At 70.7% G+C, this 20,351-nt stretch carries 19 protein-coding genes; 10 read left to right on the forward strand and 9 right to left on the reverse strand.

The genetic code is table 11. The annotated features are described in order from the left end of the window. Positions 1-9: 9 nt before the first annotated feature. Both Ate02nite_RS43565 and Ate02nite_RS43570 read left to right on the forward strand, forming a co-directional pair. Positions 10-1,179, forward strand: a complete 1,170-nt coding sequence (locus Ate02nite_RS43565; RefSeq protein WP_203813824.1) for a Gfo/Idh/MocA family protein — start codon at positions 10-12, stop codon at positions 1,177-1,179. 13 nt (positions 1,180-1,192) lie between these two features. Continuing rightward, positions 1,193-2,194 (forward strand): sugar phosphate isomerase/epimerase family protein, encoded by a 1,002-nt coding sequence (locus Ate02nite_RS43570; protein WP_203813825.1) that lies wholly within the window; start codon positions 1,193-1,195, stop codon positions 2,192-2,194. A 27-nt stretch (positions 2,195-2,221) separates the two neighbouring features. Here Ate02nite_RS43570 and Ate02nite_RS43575 read toward each other — a convergent pair whose 3' ends face one another. Genes Ate02nite_RS43575 through Ate02nite_RS43595 form a run of 5 tightly spaced genes read right to left on the reverse strand, consistent with a single transcriptional unit; the run spans position 2,222 to position 7,051 of the window. Continuing rightward, the gene (locus Ate02nite_RS43575) at positions 2,222-2,833 is read right to left on the reverse strand and encodes a hypothetical protein (RefSeq protein ID WP_203813826.1); all 612 of its coding nucleotides are present in this window, start codon (positions 2,831-2,833) and stop codon (positions 2,222-2,224) included. 4 nt (positions 2,834-2,837) lie between these two features. Further along, complete coding sequence (locus tag Ate02nite_RS43580) at positions 2,838-3,668, reverse strand: carbohydrate ABC transporter permease (RefSeq protein ID WP_203813827.1); 831 nt, start codon at positions 3,666-3,668, stop codon at positions 2,838-2,840. Next, the gene (locus tag Ate02nite_RS43585) at positions 3,668-4,636 is read right to left on the reverse strand and encodes a carbohydrate ABC transporter permease (protein WP_239148144.1); all 969 of its coding nucleotides are present in this window, start codon (positions 4,634-4,636) and stop codon (positions 3,668-3,670) included. The genes Ate02nite_RS43580 and Ate02nite_RS43585 overlap by 1 nt, the downstream gene beginning before the upstream one ends. A 26-nt stretch (positions 4,637-4,662) precedes the next feature. Then, entirely contained in the window at positions 4,663-6,000 is a 1,338-nt protein-coding gene (locus Ate02nite_RS43590; RefSeq protein WP_203813828.1) for an ABC transporter substrate-binding protein, read from the reverse strand. 16 nt (positions 6,001-6,016) lie between these two features. Next, positions 6,017-7,051, reverse strand: coding sequence for a LacI family DNA-binding transcriptional regulator (locus tag Ate02nite_RS43595; protein ID WP_203813829.1), 1,035 nt, complete (start codon positions 7,049-7,051; stop codon positions 6,017-6,019). A 242-nt stretch (positions 7,052-7,293) separates the two neighbouring features. Between Ate02nite_RS43595 and Ate02nite_RS43600 the strand changes: the two genes are divergently transcribed. The 8 genes from Ate02nite_RS43600 to Ate02nite_RS43635 all read left to right on the forward strand — a co-directional run bounded on the left by Ate02nite_RS43600 (position 7,294) and on the right by Ate02nite_RS43635 (position 16,057). Then, entirely contained in the window at positions 7,294-8,604 is a 1,311-nt protein-coding gene (locus Ate02nite_RS43600; RefSeq protein WP_203813830.1) for a Gfo/Idh/MocA family protein, read from the forward strand. Positions 8,605-8,612: 8 nt separating this feature from the next. Then, positions 8,613-10,052 carry a glucuronate isomerase gene (gene uxaC, locus Ate02nite_RS43605; protein WP_203813831.1) on the forward strand — a complete coding sequence of 480 codons (1,440 nt, stop codon included), beginning with the start codon at positions 8,613-8,615 and terminating at the stop codon, positions 10,050-10,052. Beyond that, positions 10,049-11,329 carry an enolase C-terminal domain-like protein gene (locus Ate02nite_RS43610; protein WP_203813832.1) on the forward strand — a complete coding sequence of 427 codons (1,281 nt, stop codon included), beginning with the start codon at positions 10,049-10,051 and terminating at the stop codon, positions 11,327-11,329. The genes uxaC and Ate02nite_RS43610 overlap by 4 nt, the downstream gene beginning before the upstream one ends. Continuing rightward, complete coding sequence (locus tag Ate02nite_RS43615) at positions 11,326-12,789, forward strand: mannitol dehydrogenase family protein (protein WP_438871326.1); 1,464 nt, start codon at positions 11,326-11,328, stop codon at positions 12,787-12,789. The genes Ate02nite_RS43610 and Ate02nite_RS43615 overlap by 4 nt, the downstream gene beginning before the upstream one ends. Next, the gene (locus Ate02nite_RS43620; RefSeq protein ID WP_203813834.1) at positions 12,786-13,919 is read left to right on the forward strand and encodes a Gfo/Idh/MocA family protein; all 1,134 of its coding nucleotides are present in this window, start codon (positions 12,786-12,788) and stop codon (positions 13,917-13,919) included. The genes Ate02nite_RS43615 and Ate02nite_RS43620 overlap by 4 nt, the downstream gene beginning before the upstream one ends. Positions 13,920-13,980: 61 nt before the next feature. After that, positions 13,981-15,228, forward strand: coding sequence for an MFS transporter (locus Ate02nite_RS43625; RefSeq protein WP_203813835.1), 1,248 nt, complete (start codon positions 13,981-13,983; stop codon positions 15,226-15,228). A gap of 10 nt (positions 15,229-15,238) precedes the next feature. After that, positions 15,239-15,556 (forward strand): hypothetical protein, encoded by a 318-nt coding sequence (locus Ate02nite_RS43630; protein WP_203813836.1) that lies wholly within the window; start codon positions 15,239-15,241, stop codon positions 15,554-15,556. A gap of 147 nt (positions 15,557-15,703) precedes the next feature. Continuing rightward, positions 15,704-16,057: a hypothetical protein gene (locus Ate02nite_RS43635; RefSeq protein WP_203813837.1), complete on the forward strand. Its 354-nt coding sequence runs from the start codon at positions 15,704-15,706 to the stop codon at positions 16,055-16,057. 381 nt (positions 16,058-16,438) lie between these two features. Here the strand turns inward: Ate02nite_RS43635 and Ate02nite_RS43640 are convergent, their stop codons facing one another. The 4 genes from Ate02nite_RS43640 to Ate02nite_RS43655 are packed head-to-tail and all read right to left on the reverse strand — an operon-like array spanning position 16,439 to position 20,269. After that, positions 16,439-17,233 (reverse strand): DUF6807 domain-containing protein, encoded by a 795-nt coding sequence (locus Ate02nite_RS43640; protein ID WP_203813838.1) that lies wholly within the window; start codon positions 17,231-17,233, stop codon positions 16,439-16,441. Further along, a complete protein-coding gene (locus Ate02nite_RS43645; protein WP_203813839.1) occupies positions 17,230-18,033 on the reverse strand; it encodes a sugar phosphate isomerase/epimerase family protein in 804 nt (267 codons plus the stop codon). The genes Ate02nite_RS43640 and Ate02nite_RS43645 overlap by 4 nt, the downstream gene beginning before the upstream one ends. Beyond that, a complete protein-coding gene (locus Ate02nite_RS43650) occupies positions 18,030-19,121 on the reverse strand; it encodes a DUF993 family protein (protein ID WP_203813840.1) in 1,092 nt (363 codons plus the stop codon). Before Ate02nite_RS43650 ends, Ate02nite_RS43645 begins: the two co-directional genes overlap by 4 nt. Continuing rightward, positions 19,118-20,269: a Gfo/Idh/MocA family protein gene (locus Ate02nite_RS43655; protein WP_203813841.1), complete on the reverse strand. Its 1,152-nt coding sequence runs from the start codon at positions 20,267-20,269 to the stop codon at positions 19,118-19,120. Before Ate02nite_RS43655 ends, Ate02nite_RS43650 begins: the two co-directional genes overlap by 4 nt. Between the last annotated feature and the right edge of the window lie 82 nt (positions 20,270-20,351).

The raw sequence follows: 20,351 nt of genomic DNA on the forward strand, positions 1-20,351 counted from the left end.
GTAATCCCCATGTCCCAGCCGCAAATCGGCGTGGCAGTCATCGGAGCAGGCATGGTCGGCAGCGCTCACGCCAACGCCTACCGCAGCGCCGCCACCGTCTTCGGCCTCGGCCGTCCCGCCCCCCGCCTGGTCGCCATCGCCGACCTGCACGAGCCGTTCGCGGCCGACGCCGCCGCCCGCTACGGCTTCGCCCGCGCCGAGACCGACTGGCGCGCGGTCGTCGAGGCGCCCGACGTCGACGCGGTCAGCGTGGCCGTCGCCAACAGCCTGCACCGCGAGATCACCGAGGCCGCCCTGGCCGCCGGCAAGCACGTGCTCTGCGAGAAACCGCTCGCGCCGACCGTCGCCGAGGCGCAGTCCATGGTGGAGGCTGCCGCCGACGCGCCCGGCCAGGTCAACGCGGTCGGCTTCACGTTCCGTCGCTCCCCCGCCATCAACGCGATCAAACAGCAGGTCGAGGGCCGGCTCGGCCGGGTCCGGCACTTCGTCGGCAACTACTGGTGCGACTACGGCTACGACCCGCAGCGCCCGATGAGCTGGCGCTACCTCGGTGGCCCCGGCAGCGGTGTGCTCGCCGACATCGGCAGCCACATGGTCGACCTGGCCGAGTTCTTCTGCGGCCCGACCGCCGGCGTGCAGGGCACAACACTGACCACGGTGGTCACCGACCGGCCGAAACCGCTCGGGGTGGCCGTCGGCCACGCCGGTGGCGTGCAGGTGAGCACCGAGCGCACCCCGGTGGAGAACGAGGACGTGTGCACCTTCACGACCTCCTACGGCGACGGCGCCGTCGGCACGTTCTCGCTGTCGCGCATCGCCTTCGGGCACGCCAACACCCTGCGTATCGACCTGTTCTGCGAGAACGGCACGGCGTCGTTCGACCTGACCAGGCCGGCCGAGTTCACCATCGCCGACGCCGCGCCGGCCCCGGAGGTCAACGGCGTGCGCACGGTCTTCGTCGGCCCCTGGCACCCCTACATCGCGCAGGGCCTGCCGATGGATTTCCCCACCGTCGGCCACGGGCAGAACGACTTCTTCGTCTACCAGGCCCGCGCGTTCCTCGACCAGATCGCCGGCGACACCACCCTGCCGCCCTGCCCCGACATGGCCCACGGCCTGCACAACCTGCGCGTCCTCGAGGCGGTCGTGTCCGCCACCGACAAGCCCGTCCAGCTCTGAGGAGAGACCCCTGATGAAACTCGGTGCCTACACCGCCTGCCTGCACGACCGTTCCCTCGACGAGACCCTGAAGATCCTCGGCGAACTGGGCCTGAACAGCGCCGAGATCAACACCGGCGGCTTCATCGGCGCGCCGCACCTCCCGATCGACGACATCCTGACCAGCCCCGCCGCCCGCGAGGACTACCTCGGCCGCTTCGCCCAGGCCGGCATCACACTGACCGGCCTCAACGTCAACGGCAATCCGCTCAACCCCGACCCACTGGTCGGCCCCCGGCACGCGGCCGATCTGCATCGCACCATCGACCTGGCCGCGCTGCTCGGGGTCAAGCGGGTCGTCACCATGTCCGGCCTGCCCGGCGGTCACCCCGGCTGCACGACGGCCAACTGGGTGGTCAACCCGTGGGACAGCCAATGGCTGGACATCCTCGACTACCAGTGGACCGAGGTGGCCGTGCCGTTCTGGAAGGACATCCAGGCCCGCGCCGCCGACGCCGACGTCAAGATCTGTATCGAGATGCACCCGCACAACCTGGTCTTCAACCCGCCAACCATGCAGCGGCTGGCCGAGCAGACCAACGCCACCCACATCGGCGCCGAGATGGACCCGAGCCACCTCTTCTGGCAGGGCATCGACCCGGTCGCCGCCGTCGAACACCTGGGCGACCTGGTCTTCCACGCCGCCGCCAAGGACACCCGCATCAACGACGACAACGTCCGCCGCTTCGGCGTCCTCGACGACCGGTTCACCCGCGTCCCGGCCGACCGCAACCCACTCAACCTGGGCGGCAAGAACACCCTCAACGAGTGGCCGTCCCGCCCGTCCTGGCAGTTCGTCGCGGTCGGCCGCGGCCACGGCGAGGAGTTCTGGGTGCCGTTCCTGCGCGCGCTGCACGCCATCGACCCCGACATGGCAGTGAACATCGAACACGAGGACACCGAACTCGACCAGATCGAGGGCCTGCGCCAGGCCGCCGAAAACCTACTGGCCGCCGCCCGCACGGCCGGCGTCTGACCGGCCCGAACCGTCGTTTCTTGACAACTACACAGTGTGAGCTTCAGGCCGTGGCGATCGGCCGGACACCCGGGGTGTCACCACGTGCAGGGCGAACAGGACGTAACCCGTGAGCACCGGCACCAGCACCGGGTGCACGAACCAGGCGAGCAAGCCCCCGAGCCCCAGCACCCCGGCCGCGACGAGCGGAACGGCCGGGCGGGCCATCGCGATGGTCAGCGCCGACCGCGCCGCTCCCCTGTTCGAAGCCGCATCACCCGGGTCCCCGCCGTCCGCGAGGCCCGCGCGCACCGCGACCAGGGCGGTGTAACCGGCCACCAGGGCCGCGGCGGCCAGCACCGCGGTCAGCACCGGGGCACCGCCGGGGACGGCGCCCCGGCGGAGGGCCGCCACGTCGATGACGACCAGGACGATGGCGGCGGCCACCACCGGACCGGCGACGAGGCCGGGTAACAGGCGGCGGCGGAAGACCGCCCACAGGTCGGCGAACGACGGCCACCGGCCTTCAGCAATGAAAAAGCCGATCGCGTAGCTGCCGGCCGCCACCGCCGCTCCCGCTGTGAACAGCGGGAGCGACAGCAGCGTCACGACGATGCCGAGCAGCGCCAGATCGGCGGCCAGGCGGACGGAGTGTGGCATCGGGTCACCCCTTCAGGCCGCTGGTGTTGATGCCCTCGACGAGCAGTCGCTGGAAGGCGACGAAGAAGAGGAACACCGGAACCAGCGACAGCAGGCTCATGGCGAACATCGGGCCGACCGAGCTCTCGCTTGTCGAGTCGATGAACAGGGTCAGCGCCACCGGCGCGGTGTAGTCCTTGAGGTCGGAGAGGTACACCAGTTGCCGGAAGAAGTCGTTCCAGGTCCAGATGAACGAGAAGATCGCCGTGGTGACCAGGGCGGGCCGGCTCAGCGGCAGCACGACATGCCGGAACACGCCGTACGGCGAAGCGCCGTCGATCACCGCGGCCTCGTCCAGCTCGCGCGGGATGCCCCGCATGAACTGGACCATCAGGAACACGAAGAACGCCTCGGTGGCCAGGAAGTGTGGCACGAGCAGCGGGAGGTACGGCCATTCGCCGCCGACCCAGCCGAGGGTCCGGAACAGGATGTACTGCGGGATGATCAGCACGTGCCCGGGCAGCAGCAGGGTGCCGATCATGACGGCGAACCAGACACCGCGCAGGCGGAAACGCAAACGGCCGAGAGCGTAGGCGGCGAGCAAGCACGAGAGCGTGTTGCCGAGCACGGTCAGGACCGCCACCATCGCGCTGTTCAGGAAGAACCGCCCGAACGCCACATCGAACTTCTGCCAGCCCTCGGCGAAGTTTCCCGGCGTGAACTCGGTCGGGAACAGCCCGATGTTGCTCGCGATCTCCTCGGGCGATTTGAACGACGTGCCGACCATCCAGACCAGCGGGTAGAGGACGACCGCCAGGATCACGATCAGCGCCAGCAGGCGCACCTTCGAGCGCATCACTTCGCCTCGGAGTCGGAGTAGTGGACCCAGAACCGCCCGGTGCTGAACAGCAGAACGGTGATCGTGCCGATCACCACCAGGAAGACCCAGGCCATCGCGGACGCGTAACCCATGTTCAGTTCCACGAAGCCCGCGTTGTAGAGCCGCAGGGTGTACATCAGCGTGGAGTCGACCGGTCCGCCGGTGCCGTTGCTCAGCACGAACGCCGACGTGAAGCCCTGGAAGCCGTGGATGGTCTCCAGGACCAGGTTGAAGAAGATGACCGGCGACAGCATCGGCAGCGTGATGTGCACGAACCGGCGCCAGGCGCTGGCACCGTCCACCGACGCGGCCTCGTACAGCTCGATCGGCACCTGTTTCAGGCCGGCCAGGAAGATCACCATCGGTGCGCCGAACTGCCAGATGGCCAGCAGCATCAGGGTGGGCAGCGCCCAGGTCGGGTCGTTGACCCAGGCCTTGCCCTCGATCCCGAACAGCGACAGGAACGAGTTCACGGCGCCGTCACCGTTGAACATGCTGCGCCAGACGATCGCCACCGCCACGCTGCCGCCCAGCAGCGACGGCAGGTAGAACAGGCCACGGAACGCGGCGATGCCACGCATCGCCTTGTTGAGCAGCAGCGCGACACCGAGTGCGGCGGCCAGCTTCAGCGGCACCGCGATCAGCGCGAAGGTCGCGGTGACCCGCACCGCGTGCCAGTACTGCGGGTCGGCGGTGAACATCCGCCGGTAGTTCTCCAGGCCGATCCAGTTGGCCTCGGTGACCGGGATGAGCGGGCTGTAGTCGGTGAAGCTGAGATACAGCGAGAGCAGCATCGGGATCGCGGTGATCCCCAGGAGGCCGAGCAGCCACGGGGAGAGAAATACGTATCCGGCCAGGTCCTCGCGTCGTCGCCGGCGGACCGCCCGGCCCCGCCGATGTGCGGCGGGGACGGGCGGGGCGGGCTCGGTCGGACGGACCGGCATCTGAGCCATTGTCACGGAAATGTTCCTCAGCTCTGCCCGATGGCCGCCTTGGCGGCGGTGACGAACGCCGTGGCACCTGCCTCGGGGGTCGATCGGCCGTAGGTGACCTCTTCAGCGATCCGGATCAGCTCGGACTTCACCTTGCTGTGGCCCTTGGGCGGCACGCTCGGTGAGGTCGGGCCGAATTTGGTGCCGAGTTCGTCCTGCACCTGGATGGTCTGCTTCATGCTCGGGTCGGTCACCGACTCGGACACCTGCTTGCGGACGTCGAGGTTGGGCGGCAGGCCCCGGTCGGTGCCGAGGATCTTGCCGGCCTCCGGGTCGTTGGCCAGGAAGTTGACCACGTCGACCGCGGCGTCCTTCTTGGGGCTGCCCTTGAAGACCGAGAAGTACATCGAGGCGCGCGCCCACTGGGCACTCGGGTCACCGGGGTAGGCGATGACGCCGAGCTCGCTCTTGGTGTTCTTCTTCAGTTCGGGCATCTGGTTGACCCAGACCCAGGAGGTGCCCGCCTTGCCGGTCACCACCAACTGCTTGGCGACGCTGGAGTCGTTGCCCTCGTGGATGACGTCCGGGGTCGGGGTGGCCCCGGCCGCGCGGGCGTTCTTCCACAGCGTGAACCACTTGGCGATGTCGGCCTCGTCGAACGCGAGCTTGTTGTCCTTGTAGAGGTCCTTGCCGTTCTGCCGCAGGTAGACCCAGAGGGCCTGGTAGACGGCACTCGGGTCCTGGGTGCCGGGCACCTTCGAGACCTTGGAGACGTTGGCCGCCCACGCGACGAAGTCCTCCCAGCTCATGCCGGTGGTCGGCGCGGGCAGCTTGAACTTGTCGAGCAGGGTCTTGTCGTACACCAGGCCCTGGGTGTTCTCGCCCATGGCGACGCCGGCCAGCTTTCCGTCGACCTCGCCGTACTCCTTGAGGCTCTTCGGGAACTTGCTGACGTCGAGCTTGCCGCTGCTGGCGTACGAGGTCAGGTCGAGGGTGACGCCGCGTTGCGCGTACTCCGCGATGAAGTTGTCGTCGATCTGGAAGACGTCCGGCGCGTTGCCGCCGGCGGTCAGCGTGGCGAGCTTGTCGAAGTAGCCCTGGTTGGCCTGCCAGGTCTTCTTGAACGTCACGTTCGGGTGCTTCGTGGTGTAGAGAGCGAGCGCTTTATCGGTCAGCTCGGCGCGCTTGTCGGCGCCCCACCAGAAGATGGAGAGCTCGACCTTGTCACTGCTGCCACCTTCACTGGAGTCGTCGCCACAGGCGGCGGCCCCGAGGATCAGGGGCAGCGCCAGGGCGGCGGCGAGCAGGCGGCGGCGAGTCCGGTGGGGTGCCGGGGTAGGTTGATCTGGCGTGGCGCTCCTCGTGATGGGATTCATGTCGTGTGGCTCCTTTTTAGGAAGCGACACCTCCGGGGACGATCACGTCGCCCGGGTCCGCAGGGCTGTGCGGACCCGGGCCCGGCCCCGTCGAGTCGCGAATGACCAACTCGGTCTGCAGGTGTAGGTGTGCGGTGGAACGGCGGTCGTCGCCATGCGCGAGGAGCATGTCGACGGCCGCCCGACCCGCGGCGGCGGTGGGTGTCGCCACCGTGGTCAGCTTCGGACGGGTGAGCCGGCTGAGCATGATGTCGTCGATGCCGATGACGCTGACGTCCTCGGGGACACGAGCCCCCGCGGTGAGCAGCCCCTCGATGAGGCCGATCGCCATCAGGTCGTTGTAGGCGAGCACGGCGGTGGCCCCGGCCCGCAACACGTCCTCGGCGACGCTGAGGCCGCCGGTCTCGGTGGGCGGGTTGGGCCCGATGACGGTCAGCTCGGCGTGGCCGGCCCGGGCCGTGGCGGTCGCGGAGCGCCGGATCTCCCGGCTGGTCCACGAGCCGCGCGGCCCACTCAGTAGTGCGATCTCGCGGTGGCCCCGGGCGGTGAGGTGCTCGATGGCGAGCCTCGCGCCCTGGGCCACGTCCATCACGACGGCGGGGATGCCGGTGATCTGGCGGTTGACGACGACGAGCGGCACCTCGCGGCTGAGCTGCTCGATCAGCGTGTTGCTCATGCGGGGGCTGCACAACAGGACGCCGTCGACCTGCTTGGCCAGGGCTCGCACCACCTCTTCCTCGAGCGCCGGGTCCTCGTTGGTGTCGGCGACGAAGATGTGGTGGTCGTGCTTGCGGGCCTGGCTCTCGGCGGCCTTGATGAGCGGGGGGAAGAACGGGTTGGCGATGTCGGCCACGATCAGGCCGATGTTGTACGTGCGGCCGGTGATCAGCGCGCGGGCCGCCCGGTTGGGCCGGTAGCCCAGCTGTTCGGCGCACGCCAGCACACGACTGCGGGTGTTCGGGTTGACCAGGTGGGGCGCCGAGAACGTGCGCGACACGGTGGAGATGTGCACACCGGACGCCCGAGCGACGTCGCGAATGGTGACGGACACGCTGCGGGCCTCCTCTTTCAAAGCACTGTGGACGATGTGGCCGCGGTCACTGGCAGCCACAATTAATGCAAGCGGTTGCACAACTGTCAATGTCGTTGTGTTGCATAAAGATTGCAGACGGGCACCCGAAAGGCGCTCTTAGCCGGGCAAATCCGGACGATAATCGCCTCAGTCATTGACTGCTACGCATCGATCCGCCTAACTTCGCTGCAAACCTTTGTAGTCAGCCGGCTGGAGGAGACGTGTCCCGAGATCAGCGCCGCCGGATCGCCCTGGTCGGCGCCGGCGCCCGCGCCGAGATGTTCGTCCGAGCGATCACCGAGGACCACGCCGACACCACCACGCTGGTGGCGCTGGCCGACGTCAACCAGCACCGGATGGACGCACACAACCGCTGGCTGAAAACGCCCGTCCCCACCTACCAGGCCGCCGACCTGGCCAGCCTGATCGCCGAGGAGCGCGTCGACGAGGTGATCGTGACCAGCATGGACAGCACCCATGCCGGGCACATGGTCACCGCCCTCGACGCCGGCTGCGACGTGATCACCGAGAAGCCGATGACCGTCGACGCCGAGAGCGCACGGCGCATCCTCGACGCGCAGAAGCGCAGCGGCAAACGAGTGCAAGTGACGTTCAACTACCGCTACAACCCGGTGCACGAGATGGTGCGCACCCTCCTGGCCGGCGGTGAGATCGGCGAGATCGGCTCGGTGCACTTCGAGTGGCTGCTCGACGTGCGGCACGGCGCCGACTACTTCCGCCGCTGGCACCGCGACAAGGCCAACTCCGGCGGCCTGCTGGTGCACAAGTCCGGGCACCACTTCGACCTGGTCAACTGGTGGCTCGGAGCGGCACCCGAGGAGGTGTACGCGTCCGGCCGGCTCTTCTTCTACGGCGAGAACGGCCAGCGGCACGGGTACGCCCGCGACTACGATCGGGTGCACGGCAGTCCCGCGGCGCAGGGCGACCCGTTCGCCCTCGACCTGGCCGCCAACGACCGGCTGCGCGAGCTCTATCTCGACGCCGAGTCCGAGGACGGCTACCTGCGCGACCGCAACGTCTTCGCGCCCGGCATCACGATCGAGGACGACCTGTCGGTGCTGGTCCGCTACGACACCGGGGCGCGGATGACCTACCACCTGACGGCCTACGCGCCGTGGGAGGGCTACCGGCTCATGGTCAACGGCAGCAAGGGCCGGCTCGAGCTCGAGGTCGTCGAGTCCGACCACGTCAGCCCGGCCGCCGCCGGGGAGCTGAAAGGGGCCGCCGTGCACGGCATCGAGGCCGCACCCGAGCAGGGCGGCGTAACCCTGACCATCCGGCCGTACTGGGCCCCGCCGTACAAGGTCGAGCTGCAACCGCACCGCCGCGAGGGACACGGGGGCGCCGACCACCGGATGACCGCGGTCCTGCTCGGCGGGCAGACCGACCCGATGAACCGTTCCGCGACCGCCCGCGACGGCGCCCTGGCGCTGCTCACCGGCCTCGCCGCCAACCGCTCCCTGCAGACCGCCGAGCCGGTACGGGTCTCCGACCTGCTCGACCTGAACTGATCACCGAGGTGACCGTGTCCGACCCGACGTTCGCCATCGACACGCGCCAGGCCGGCATCGCCCGCGAGCTCTACGAAGCCGTACGGGAAATGCCGTTGCTCTCGCCGCACGGCCATGTCGATCCCCGCCTGCTCGCCGACGACGAGCCGTTCCCCGATCCGGCGCGACTGCTCATCGTGCCCGATCACTACGTCACCCGGATGCTGCTCAGCCAGGGCATTCCGCCGTCCCGCCTGGGCGTCCCCCGGCGGGACGGCGGCCCGGTGGAGTCGGACGGGCGGACGATCTGGCGGCTGCTCGCCGACAACTGGCACCTGTTCCGCGGCACCCCCTCGCGGCTCTGGCTGGAGCAGACCTTCCGCACGGTCTTCGGGGTGGAGACGCGGCTGCGGGCGGAGACCGCCGACGAGGTGTACGACGCGATCGCCGCCAAGCTCGCCGAGCCGAGCTTCCGGCCGCGGGCACTGTTCGAGCGGTTCGGCATCGAGGTCCTGGCCACCACCGAGTCGCCGACCGACGACCTGGCCCAGCACGCCAAGCTGGCGGCCGACGGCTGGGGCGGCCCGGGCGGCCGGGTGATCTCGACGTTCCGGCCGGACAACGTGGTCGACATGGAGCGCCCGGACTGGCGCGACGCGATCGATGCACTCGGCGAGATCGCCGGCGAGGACACCGGCACCTACCCGGGTTATCTGGACGCGCTGCGCAGCCGCCGAGAGGCATTCATCGCGGCCGGCACCACCTGCACCGACCACGGCCACCCGACGGCCCGAACCCTGTCGCTGACCCCGGCCGAGGCTGCGGCCCTCTACGAACGCGGTCTGCACGGGACGGCCACGGCCGAGGACGCCGAGACGTTCCGGGCGCACATGCTGCTGGAGTTCGCCCGGATGTCGCTCGACGACGGCCTGGTCATGCAGATCCACCCGGGCGCGAACCGCAACCACAACCGCCGGCTGTACGCCGAGCACGGCCTGGACGTGGGCGGCGACATCCCGCAGGCCACCGATTACGTGCACGCGCTGCGGCCGCTGCTGGACGCGTACGGCATGGATCCGAAGTTGCGGCTGGTGGTCTACACCCTGGACGAGTACACGTTCAGCCGCGAGCTGGCCCCGCTGGCCGGTGGTTACCCGGCTCTCTTCCTGGGCGCGCCGTGGTGGTTCCTGGACACCCCCGACGCGATGCGCCGCTTCCGGGAGGCGGTCACCGACGCGGCCGGCTTCTACAACACGGCCGGGTTCGTCGACGACACCCGGGCGTTCTGCTCGATCCCGGTGCGGCACGACGTGGCCCGCCGCTCCGACGCCGCCTACCTGGCGTCGCTTGTCGCGCAGGACCGGCTGCCGCTGGACGAGGCCGCCGAGACCATGGCCGACCTCGCCTACCACCTGCCGAAGCGCATCTTCAAGCTCGACGGGACCAAATTCGACGGGGCAACGAAATGACAACGATCAACAGCGTCAAGGTCCACGACGTACGGTTCCCGACCGCAGCCGCCGGCGATGGATCCGACTCGATCAACAAGGGCGACTACTCGGCCACCTACGTCGAGCTGACCACCGACGGGCCGCACACCGGCACCGGCTTCACCTTCACCAACGGCCGCGGCAACGAGATCACCTGCGCGGCCGTGCGAGCCCTCGCCCACCACGTCGAGGGCAAGAACCTCGGCGAGCTGTTCGACGTGAACGCCCTGCGCAGCCTCACCGCCGACGTGCAACTGCGCTGGCTGGGCCCGGAGAAGGGGGTCATCCAGATGGCCACCGGCGCGATCCTCAACGCCGTCTGGGACCTGCGGGCGAAGGTCGAGGGCAAGCCGATGTGGCAGCTCCTCGCCGAGCTGCCGACCGCCGAACTGGTCGCCGCCATCGACTTCCGGCACATCGACGACGCGCTCACCCCGGAGGACGCGGCCGCCATCCTCGACAAGGGCCGGGTCGGCCTCGAGGACCGCCTCGCGCAGTTGCGGAGCGATGGCTTCCCGTCGTACACCACCAGTGTGGGCTGGCTCGGCTACCCGGACGACAAGGTCCGGGCGCTGACCCGCGAGGCGTACGCCCAGGGCTGGCGGGCGATGAAGATGAAGGTCGGCGGCCCGATCGAGGACGACGTCCGGCGGGCCCGGATCATCCGCGACGAGATCGGCCCCGACGCGCTGCTGATGATGGACGCCAACCAGATCTGGGGGGTCGGCGAGTCGATCGACAACATGGCCCGGCTGGCCGAATTCGATCCCTACTGGATCGAGGAGCCGACGCACCCCGACGACATCCTCGGACACGCTCGCATCCAGCAGGCGGTCGCGCCGATCCGGGTCGCCACCGGCGAGGTCGCGGCCAACCGGGTGATCTTCAAGCAGCTGCTGCAGGCCGACGCGATCCGGGTGATGCAGATCGACTCCTGCCGGGTCGCCGGCGTTCCCGAGGTGCTCGCCGAACTGCTCCTCGCGGCCAAGTTCGGGGTGCCGGTCTGCCCGCACTCCGGCGGCGTCGGCCTCTGCGAACTGGTCCAGCACCTGGCGATCTTCGACTACCTGCGGGTTGGCACGTCGCTGGACGGCCGGATGGTCGAGTACGTCGATCACCTGCACGAGCACTTCACCGACCCGGTGCGCACCCGGAACGGCCGCTACCTGGTGCCCGAGGCCCCCGGCTACAGCTCCGACCTCAAGGCGGAGTCGATCGCCGAATACTCCTTCCCGGACGGGCCGGTGTGGCAGTGAGCGATCGCCTGGGCCTGGCCACCCTCCCCCGCATCCCCGAGGCGAGCCGTCCCCGGATCACCCCCGGCGCGGCCGGCGCCGGGATCGTGCACCTCGGCCTCGGCGCGTTCCACCGGGCCCACCAGGCCATCTACACCGAGGACGCGATGGCGGCGGCCGGCGGCGACTGGGGCATCATCGGCGTCGCGCCCCGCTCGGCCACGGTCATCGAGCAGTTGCGCGCCCAGGACGCCCTCTACAGCGTCACCACGCTCGCCGCCGAGGGCCGGTCCACCCGGGTGATCGGCGCACTCGCCGGGTTGCGGCACGCCGCCGCCGACCCGGCCGCCGTGGTAGCCCTGCTGGCCGATCCGGCTATCAAGATCGTCACGCTCACCGTGACCGAGAAGGCCTACCGGCTCGACCCGGCCACCGGCCGCCTGCTGCTCGACGACGACCTGCGCGGCGACCTGGAGACCGACCGGGATCCCCGTACCGTCCCCGGTCTTCTGATTCGCGGCCTGGCCGCCCGCCGTCGGGCCGACGGCGGCCCGATCGCCCTGGTGAGCTGCGACAACCTGCCGTCCAACGGCCATCGGCTACGCGGCCTGGTCGACTACCTCGCGACCGCGACCGGCCTGACCGCCTGGGTACACGCGAACGTGACGTTCCCGGGAACCATGGTCGACCGGATCGTCCCGGCGAGCACGGCCGAGACCCTGGCCATCGCCGCCGCCGAGCTCGGGGTCCGCGACGAGGCCGGCGTGCACGGCGAGCCGTTCCGGCAGTGGATCATCGAGGACGACTTCCCCGCCGGCCGGCCCGCCTGGGACCAGGCCGGCGCCGTCCTCACCGGCGACCCCCGCCCCTGGGAACACCTCAAGCTGCGCACCCTCAACGGCGTGCACTCGGCGATCGCCTACCTCGGCGCGGTGGCCGGCAAACCGACCATCAACGAAGCCCTCACCATCCCCGGGCTGGCCACCGCCATGCGGCGGTTCATCGCCGAGGACGTCGCACCCAGCTTCCAACCCCCACCCGGAACCACCACCGTCGAGTACGGCGAACAGGTGCTGCATCGCTTCGCCAACCCGGCCATCGGGCACCGCACCGTGCAGGTCGCGATGGACGGCTCGCAGAAGCTGCCGCAGCGGATCCTGCACACCATCCTCGACCGGCGCCGGGCCGGCGCCACCCCGCAGTGGGCGACCCTCGCGGTGGCCGCATGGATGCGCTTCGTGCGGGGCAGCACCGACGACGGGTGCCCGTTGCCCCTCGACGACCCTCTTGCCGACCGGATCCGGCAGCGGCTGGCCGCCTCCCCGGCCACCCCGGCCGGCACCGTGGACGCGCTGCTCGGACTGGACACGATCTTCGCGCCCGAGCTGGCCGGCGACGACGTCGTCCGGCAACTGCTCGTGGATTGGCTGACCGAATTGGACAAGCACGGCGTGGAAGCGACCCTGGCCGGTGTGCGATGACCCCGACCATCGCGCTGGTCGGCGCGAACGGGCACGGCCGGTGGCACCGGCGGCGCATCGCCGAACTGGAGGCAACCGGCCGGGTACGGCTGACCGGCCTCGTCGACCTGCGGCCACTCGAGCCGGACCCGCCCGTACCCGCCGGGGTGCCGATTTTCACCGACCACCGCGACCTTCTCGCCGAGAGCGCCCCCGACGTGGTGGTGATCTGCACCCCGCCGCACACCCACCTGCAGATCGCGCTCGACGCGATCGCCGCCGGCAGCGACCTGATGCTGGAGAAACCGCCGGTGGCGTCGCTCGCCGCGCACCGCACCCTGGCCGCCGCGCTGGACTCGGCCGGAAGGTCCTGCCAGGTCGGGTTCCAGGCGCTCGGATCGGTGGCGTGGCAGCGGTTCCGGGACGCCCTGCCCGGTCTCGGGCCGGTGAACGGCATCACCGCGACCGCGTCCTGGCAGCGCGACGACATCTACTACGCGCGGTCGCCGTGGGCCGGCCGGCGCGTCGTCGGCGGCCGTCCGGTGATCGACGGCGCCCTGGTCAATCCGCTCGCGCACGCGGTCATGCAGGCCATCGCGAGCGCGCAGGCACTCGGCGCCGGGCGGCCGCGGCAGCTGGTCGCCGAGCGGTACCGGGTGCGGCCGATCGAGGTCGAGGACACCGCGTTCGCCCGGATCACCTTCGACGACGGGCTGCAGGTGATGATCGCGGTCACCCTGGCCGGCGAGGACTTCATCGCCGGCGAGATCGGGGCGCGCGGCGCGAACGGCAGCGCCCTGCTCGAATACCCGACCGACCGGCTGGCACTGGGCGGATCCCCCCTCCAGGAGGTGCCGGGGCGCACCGACCTGCTGACCAACCTGCTCGACCACCGCTCCTCGCGGACGCCGCTGCTCGTGCCGCTCTCGGTGACCGCCGACTTCACCGCGGTTCTCGAGGCGCTCACCGTGCCCGACGTGCCCGAGCCGCACCTGCTCGACGACAGCGTGGTGGTGATCGAGGGACCGAAACGGACCATCCCCGGCATCAACGACCTAATCCGCAAGGTCGTCGAGACCCTCGCCCTGCCGTCCGAGATGGGGGTTCCCTGGGGGGTCCGCCCCTTCACCCAGCGCCTCCCGGTCACCTAGGTTTTCTGCGTAGAGCAGATCCCCCTGGATCTTCGGGGCCGGTCTGGTGTCTGGTGGTCGCATGACGCCCTACTGGCCCGTGATCAGCAACCCGGTGCTGCGCCGGCTGCTGCCCGGTCTGGCCGTCTCCGCGCTCGGCGACGGCATGGCGATCGTCGCGGTCAGCTGGCTGGCGCTGCAACTGGCCGCGCCCGGCACCCGCGGCACCTGGGTGGCCGTCGCGGTGGCCGCCTACACGCTGCCCAGCGTGCTCGGCACGATCGTCCTCGCCCGCTGGCTCGGCCATCGGGACGGCGCGAGGCTGGCCGGTTGGGACGCCACGCTGCGCGCCGCCAGCCTGGCGGCGATTCCCCTGGCGTACGCCGTGGGCGCGCTCACGCCGCTCCTCTACGTCGTGCTGCTCGCCTGCTCGTCGCTGCTGCACTCGTGGGGCTCGGCCGGCCGCTACACGCTGATCGCCGAGCTGCTGCCGGCCAAGCATCACCTCGCCGGCAACGCCCTGATCGGTGCGATCGCCGAGGCCGCGGCGATCGGCGGCCCGCCGCTGGCCGGGTTCCTCACCGCCACGGCCGGCCCGGTGTGGGTGATCGCGGCCGACGCGGCCACCTTCGCGGTACTGGCGGTCAGCTACCGGTTCGCGGTGCCGCGCGCGGTCCGGGCCGCTCCCCCGCCGGCCACCGCCTCCCGGACCGCCGGTTTCCGGGTGATCCTGCGTCAGCGGCGGCTGCTCGGGCTGCTCGCCCTCAGCTTCGGGTTCTTCTTCCTGTTCGGCCCGGTCTACGTGGCGCTCCCGCTGTACGTGGCCGACGACCTGGGTGGCTCGGCGGCGCTGCTCGGCTGGTTCTTCACCGCGTTCGGGGCGGGCGCGCTGGGCGGGGCGCTGTTCACCGGTTACCTGCGCCGGCTGCCGCTGTGGCCGGTCACCATCGGGGTGGTCATCGCGTTCGGGCTCAGCCTGATGCCGATCGGCCTCGGCGCGCCGGTGGTGGTGTCGCTGGCCGCGCTGGCCGCGGGCGGGGCGATCTGGGCGCCGTACATGCCGACCGCGATGGCACTGTTCCAGCGCAGCACCACTCCCGGCAACCGGGCGCCGGTGCTGGCCGCCAACGGCGCCGTCACCGTCGTCGCGGTGCCGGCCGGAACGATCCTCGGCGGCCCGCTGGTCGGGCTGCTCGGCGCCCGGCACGCGATGCTGGCCTGCGGCGTGGCCATCACACTGTTCGGACTCGTGGCCGCCGCCCTGGTCACCCGCGCTCACCCAACGATCGATATCGATTCGTTGGCGTCGGAGCCGCAGCCCTCGGGGTAGTCTGCCCGCCATGGTGAGCCGACCGCGCGCCATGACGATCGCCGTCGCCTGGCTTGTGGCCGGGCTGCTGGCCGGTGTCCTCGGCCTCGCCGCCGCCACCGGCAACACCGACTTCCGCGGCACCCTGCTCAGCAGCCTGCCGTCCATCACCGTCTTCCTGCTCGGCAGCCTGATCGTGGCCGGCCTGTGGGTGGCGCTCGGCGCCCGCAACGCCCGCTCGTCGGCGTCGCTCGGCGGCCAGGCGGCCCTGTTCGGCCTGGCCGGCGTGCTGGTCGCAGTGCTCCTGCTGGCAGTCCTGGAACAGGCACTCGGCCGCTCAGCGTTCTGACCGCCCGCCTTGGACAAGGGCGGCAGGCACGCGGCAGGTCAGCGCTCCGATCGCCCGCTTCGAACCAGGGCCAGCAGGCATGCGGGCCGGTCAGTGTTCTGATCGTCCACTCTGGACCTGGCTCGGTCGGGCTGGGAGGATCGCGGCATGGTCAGCCGGAGCCGGGCCTTCGCCATCGCCTGCGGCTGGATCGTGCTCGCGCTCGGCTCGCTGGCCGGCCTCCTCGCCCTGGTGGTGCTGCTCCCGGAGAGCGACCCGCACGAGAGCCCGGGGATGTTCGGCAGCCCCGGCCTCGTCATCCTGGTCATCCTGATCTGGGCGGCCATCCTGCTGCCGATCGCCCTGCTCGGCGCCGGCATCTGGGTGGCCCGCAAGCCCGGCAACGCCCGCACGACCGCGGGTTTGGGCGCCCAGGCTGCCGCCATCGGCCTGGGCTCCGCCACCGCGGCTGCCCTGGGCTTCCTGTGCCTGCAGGGCCCTCTGGCAACCCTGCTTGCCTGACGGCGCCGGCAGATGCTGTCTCGCGCTTCGCGCAGCCCACGACGTAGGTCGACGCCGCGCCTTGCGCCCGTCCGTCGCCCCGCTTCCGATCTTGCGGGCTTGCTGCTCGGCCCGCGCAACAAGCCCGCAAGATCGAGCAGAGCCCGGTCGAGCACGGCGGCGGCTCGAGCCGCGAGGGCCACGCCCCGCGTCCGCCCCACATTCGCCTCGGTCCGGCACAGCGGCACCTCAAACCGCGAGGAACACACCCCGCGTTTACCCCCGCATTCGCCTCGGTCCGGCACAGCGGCACCTCAAACCGCGAGAGCCACGCCCCGCGTAAGCCCCCGCGTTCGGCCCGGTCGGGGCGACGCCCGCCGTCGCGCTCGGCGAACGCTGCGGTCAGGACAGGGCTTCGGTTATCTGGGCTCGGGTCAGGGCGCCGTCTGCTACCAGGACCCGGAGGTGTCTGGTCAGCGGCTCGGCGGGCTTTATCGTCAGCGGGTCGGTGAAGGCCAGTGCGGCGCACACGCCCACGTAATCGTCGGTGCGGACGAACCAGCGGTCCGCGTCGGCCAGGCCGCGGAAGACCAGGGTGTAGCGGTCGGCTACGACCAAGGCCAGCCATGGGTCGGCGGAACCGTGCGGGCTGTCGGAGGTGGCGGTGAAAGCGACCGCGGGGCCGGGGGTGGCCCGCCAGAAGAAGCCGCCGTAGCCGGCGTCCCCGGGACGGCCGTGGGTGGCCGGGCTCCCCAGGGTGACTTCGGCCGTGGCGGGGGCGCTCAGGGCGTACGCGAAGGAAAGCTCCCAACCATGCGCCGCGGCACTGGCGGTCACCGAACGATGCTCGCGCAGCAGTGCGGCGCCGTCGGCGGCGCGCCATTCCAGGTCCTCGGTGAAACCGCCGGCGGCAAGAACCGTGGAGATCGGGCGGACTCGACCGTGGTCGTCCAGCCAGACGTAGCCCTCGTCGCGGACGTAGGTGCGGCCGCCCCACAGGTTGTAGCCGGACACGTCCGACATGGTCACCGAGGCGCCCATATGCCACGGGTGGTCCTGGCAGAGGGCGTCGGTGACCACCACGCCGGAGAGGGTGCGGACGGGGTGCAGGTAGGGGCGGGGCGCCAGGCGAATGTCCAGGTCCGGGTCCTCGACGTAGGTGACGACTGGTACGCCGCCGACGCGGAGGGTGCTCATTCCGCGTACTTCCGGTAGCCGGCGAACGCCTCGGCCAGGACCTCGGCGCCGGGGCGGGACCAGACGTCCTCGTGGAAGACCTCCACCTCGACCCAACCCTGGTAGCCGGCCTCGCCCACGGCGGTGGCGAAACGGCGCAGGTCCACGCAGCCGGTGCCGGGCAGGCCGCGGCCCAGCAGGACGCCCTCGGGCAGCGGGGTGATCCAGTCGGCCAGCTGGAAGGCGGCGATCCGGCCCTGTTCACCGGCCTGCTCGATCTGGTGCCAGACCTGGTCGTCCCACCACAGGTGGTAGGTGTCGATCACGACGCCGACCGCGTCGGCCGGATGGGGCGCGGCGATCTGCAAGGCCTGGCCGAGGGTGGAGACCACGCAGCGGTCCGAGGCGAACATCGGGTGCAGGGCCTCGATCGCCAGGCGTACGCCGGCCGCCTGGGCGTCCGGCACCAGGGCGCCGATCGCGTCGGACACGTGCCGGCGGGCGCCGTCGATGTCCCGGGATTTGCCGGGCAGGCCGCCGCTGACCAGGACCAGGGTGTCGGTGCCCAGGGCGGCGGCCTCGTCGATGGCACGGCGGTTGTTGTCGTACCAGTCGGGCTCGTGGAAGAAGCCGCTGCGGCACAGCGACGACACCGTCAGGCCGGCGTCGCGGACCAGGGTGGCCGCCTTGTCCAGGCCGTACTCGGCCACCTCCTCGCGCCACAGGCCGACCGCGGGGACGCCGGCCGCGACGCAGCCGGCTACCAGTTCGTCCAGCGGCCAGCGCTTGGTGGTGGCCTGGTTGAGCGAGAAGCGGGTCATTTGTCCAGTCCAACCGTGGTGAGCCAGGCCCGGGCGCGGGCCGCGGCCAGGTCGGCGTCGGGGAGGATGCCGGCCTCGTCGGCCAGGCGCATGAGGGTGAGCAGGTGGCTCGGCGAGCGGCCGGCCTGGGCACCGGCCACCATGGTCAGGTGGTCCTGGTGGCCGGCCAGCCAGTTCAGGAACACGATGCCGGTCTTGTAGTGGTAGGTCGGCGCGGCGAACAGGTGCCGGGCGAGCGGCACCGTGGCATCCATGATGCGGTCATATGTCGAGATGTCACCGGCGTCGAGAGCTCGCAGGGCGGCACCGGCCGGCGGCGCGATCACCGCAAAAACACCGAGCAGCGCGTCCGAATAACCCGACGCGTCGCCCTTGATCAGGGTCGGGTAGTTGAAGTCGTCACCCGTGTACATCCGGACGCCCGGCGGCAACGACTGGCGCATCGAGATCTCCCGGGACGCGTCCAGAAGGGACATTTTGATCCCGTCGACCTTGTCGGGGTGCGATCGGATGATGTCGAGCACGACATCATCACCGCCCCAATAGCCGGCCAGCAGCGGATCGAAGGCCTCCCCCAGCCAGTGCAGCAGCACCGGCCCATCCGCCTGGGTCAGCAGTTCGCCGTAGACCTGGCGGTAGTCGTCGGCGTCGCGGGCGGCCGCCGCGAGATGCCGCGAACACATCAGAACCGGCTGGGCGCCGGCTTCCTGCACATCGGCCAGCTGTTCGGCGTACGCCTTGCGGATGTCGTCGATCGTCGCCGGGCCCGGCGGCAACTGATCGGTGGCCACGCCGGCCACGATCGGGCCGGTCGCCTCGGCCGCGCTGCGGCGGATCAGTTCCCGGGTGGCGGCGTAGTCGAGGCCGGCCCCGCGCTGGGCGGTGTCCATCGCCTCGGCCACGCCGAACCCGTACGACCAGAGGTGGTGCCGGAAACGCAGCGTGGCGTCCCAGTCGAGGGCGGCCGGCGCGCCGGGGATGTTCTCGGCGTGCTGGTCGGCGGTGACCGGCGCCGCCGCGTAGGCGATCCGGCTGCTGAAGCCGGCCTCGGTGACGAACTCGGAACCCCGCCCGCTGAAGGTGATCATCGGTCCAGCTCCGGGATCTCGAGGCGGCGGCCCTCCCGCGACGACTGCAGGCCGAGCTCGGCCACCTGCACACCGCGGGCGCCGGCCCACAGGTCACCCGCGTAGGGCTCGTCGGCGGCGACGTAGCGCAGGAACTGCTCCCACTGCGCACGGAAGCCGTTGGGGAAGGTGTCGTTGTCCGGCACCTCCTGCCACTGCTCGCGGAAACGCTGGGTGGTGGGCACGTCCGGGTCCCAGACCGGCTTCGGGGTGGCGGCCCGCGGCTGGATGCGGCAGTGGTGCAGGCCGGCCACGGCGCTGCCGTGCGTGCCGTCGACCTGGAACTCGACCAGTTCGTCGCGGTTGACCCGCACCGCCCACGACGAGTTGATCTGCGCGACGATGCCGTTGTCCAGCTCGAAAATGCCGTAGGCGGCGTCGTCGGCGGTCGCGTCGTAGGCCGTGTTTTCCTCGTCCCAGCGCCGGTCGATGTGCGTGACCGCCCGCGCGGTCACCGCCCGGACCGGCCCGAACAGCTGCTCCAGCACGTAGTGCCAGTGCGGGAACATGTCGAGCACGATGCCGCCGCCGTCGGCCGCCCGGTAGTTCCAGCTCGGACGCTGGGCCGCCTGCCAATTGCCTTCAAACACCCAATAACCGAATTCCCCGCGTACGGAGAGAATCTTGCCGAAAAATCCACCCTGCACCAGACGGGCGAGTTTGCGCAGTCCCGGCAGGAACAGCTTGTCCTGCACCACGCCGTGCTTCACGCCCGCCGCGTCGGCCAGCCGGGCCAGGTCGATCGCCTGCTCGAGAGTCTCGGCGACCGGCTTCTCGGTGTAGATGTGCTTGCCGGCGTCGATCGCCATCTGCAGTGCCTTGACCCGGGCCGAGGTGACCTGGGCGTCGAAGTAGACCTGCACGTCGGGCCGGGCGAGCGCGGCCGGCAGGTCAGTGGTCCAGTCGGTGAGGCCGTGCCGCTCGGCGATGTCGCGCAGCTTGGTCTCGCTGCGGCCGACCAGCACCGGCTCGGGCCAGAGCACCGACCCGTCGCGTAGCGGCAGGCCGCCGTCCTGGCGGATGGCGAGCACCGAGCGGAGCAGGTGCTGACGCAGCCCCATCCGCCCGGTGACGCCGTTGAGCACGATTCCGATGGTCGTCCGGCCCATGCTGGAGGTCCTCCCACGATGGTCTGAACGCTTGAGGTAAGCGCTTTCCTAGACCGTAACGGGCGCGTCACCCCCCGGGCAA

Origin of the sequence: Paractinoplanes tereljensis, from assembly GCF_016862435.1 — a bacterium.
GTDB lineage: Bacteria > Actinomycetota > Actinomycetes > Mycobacteriales > Micromonosporaceae > Actinoplanes > Actinoplanes tereljensis.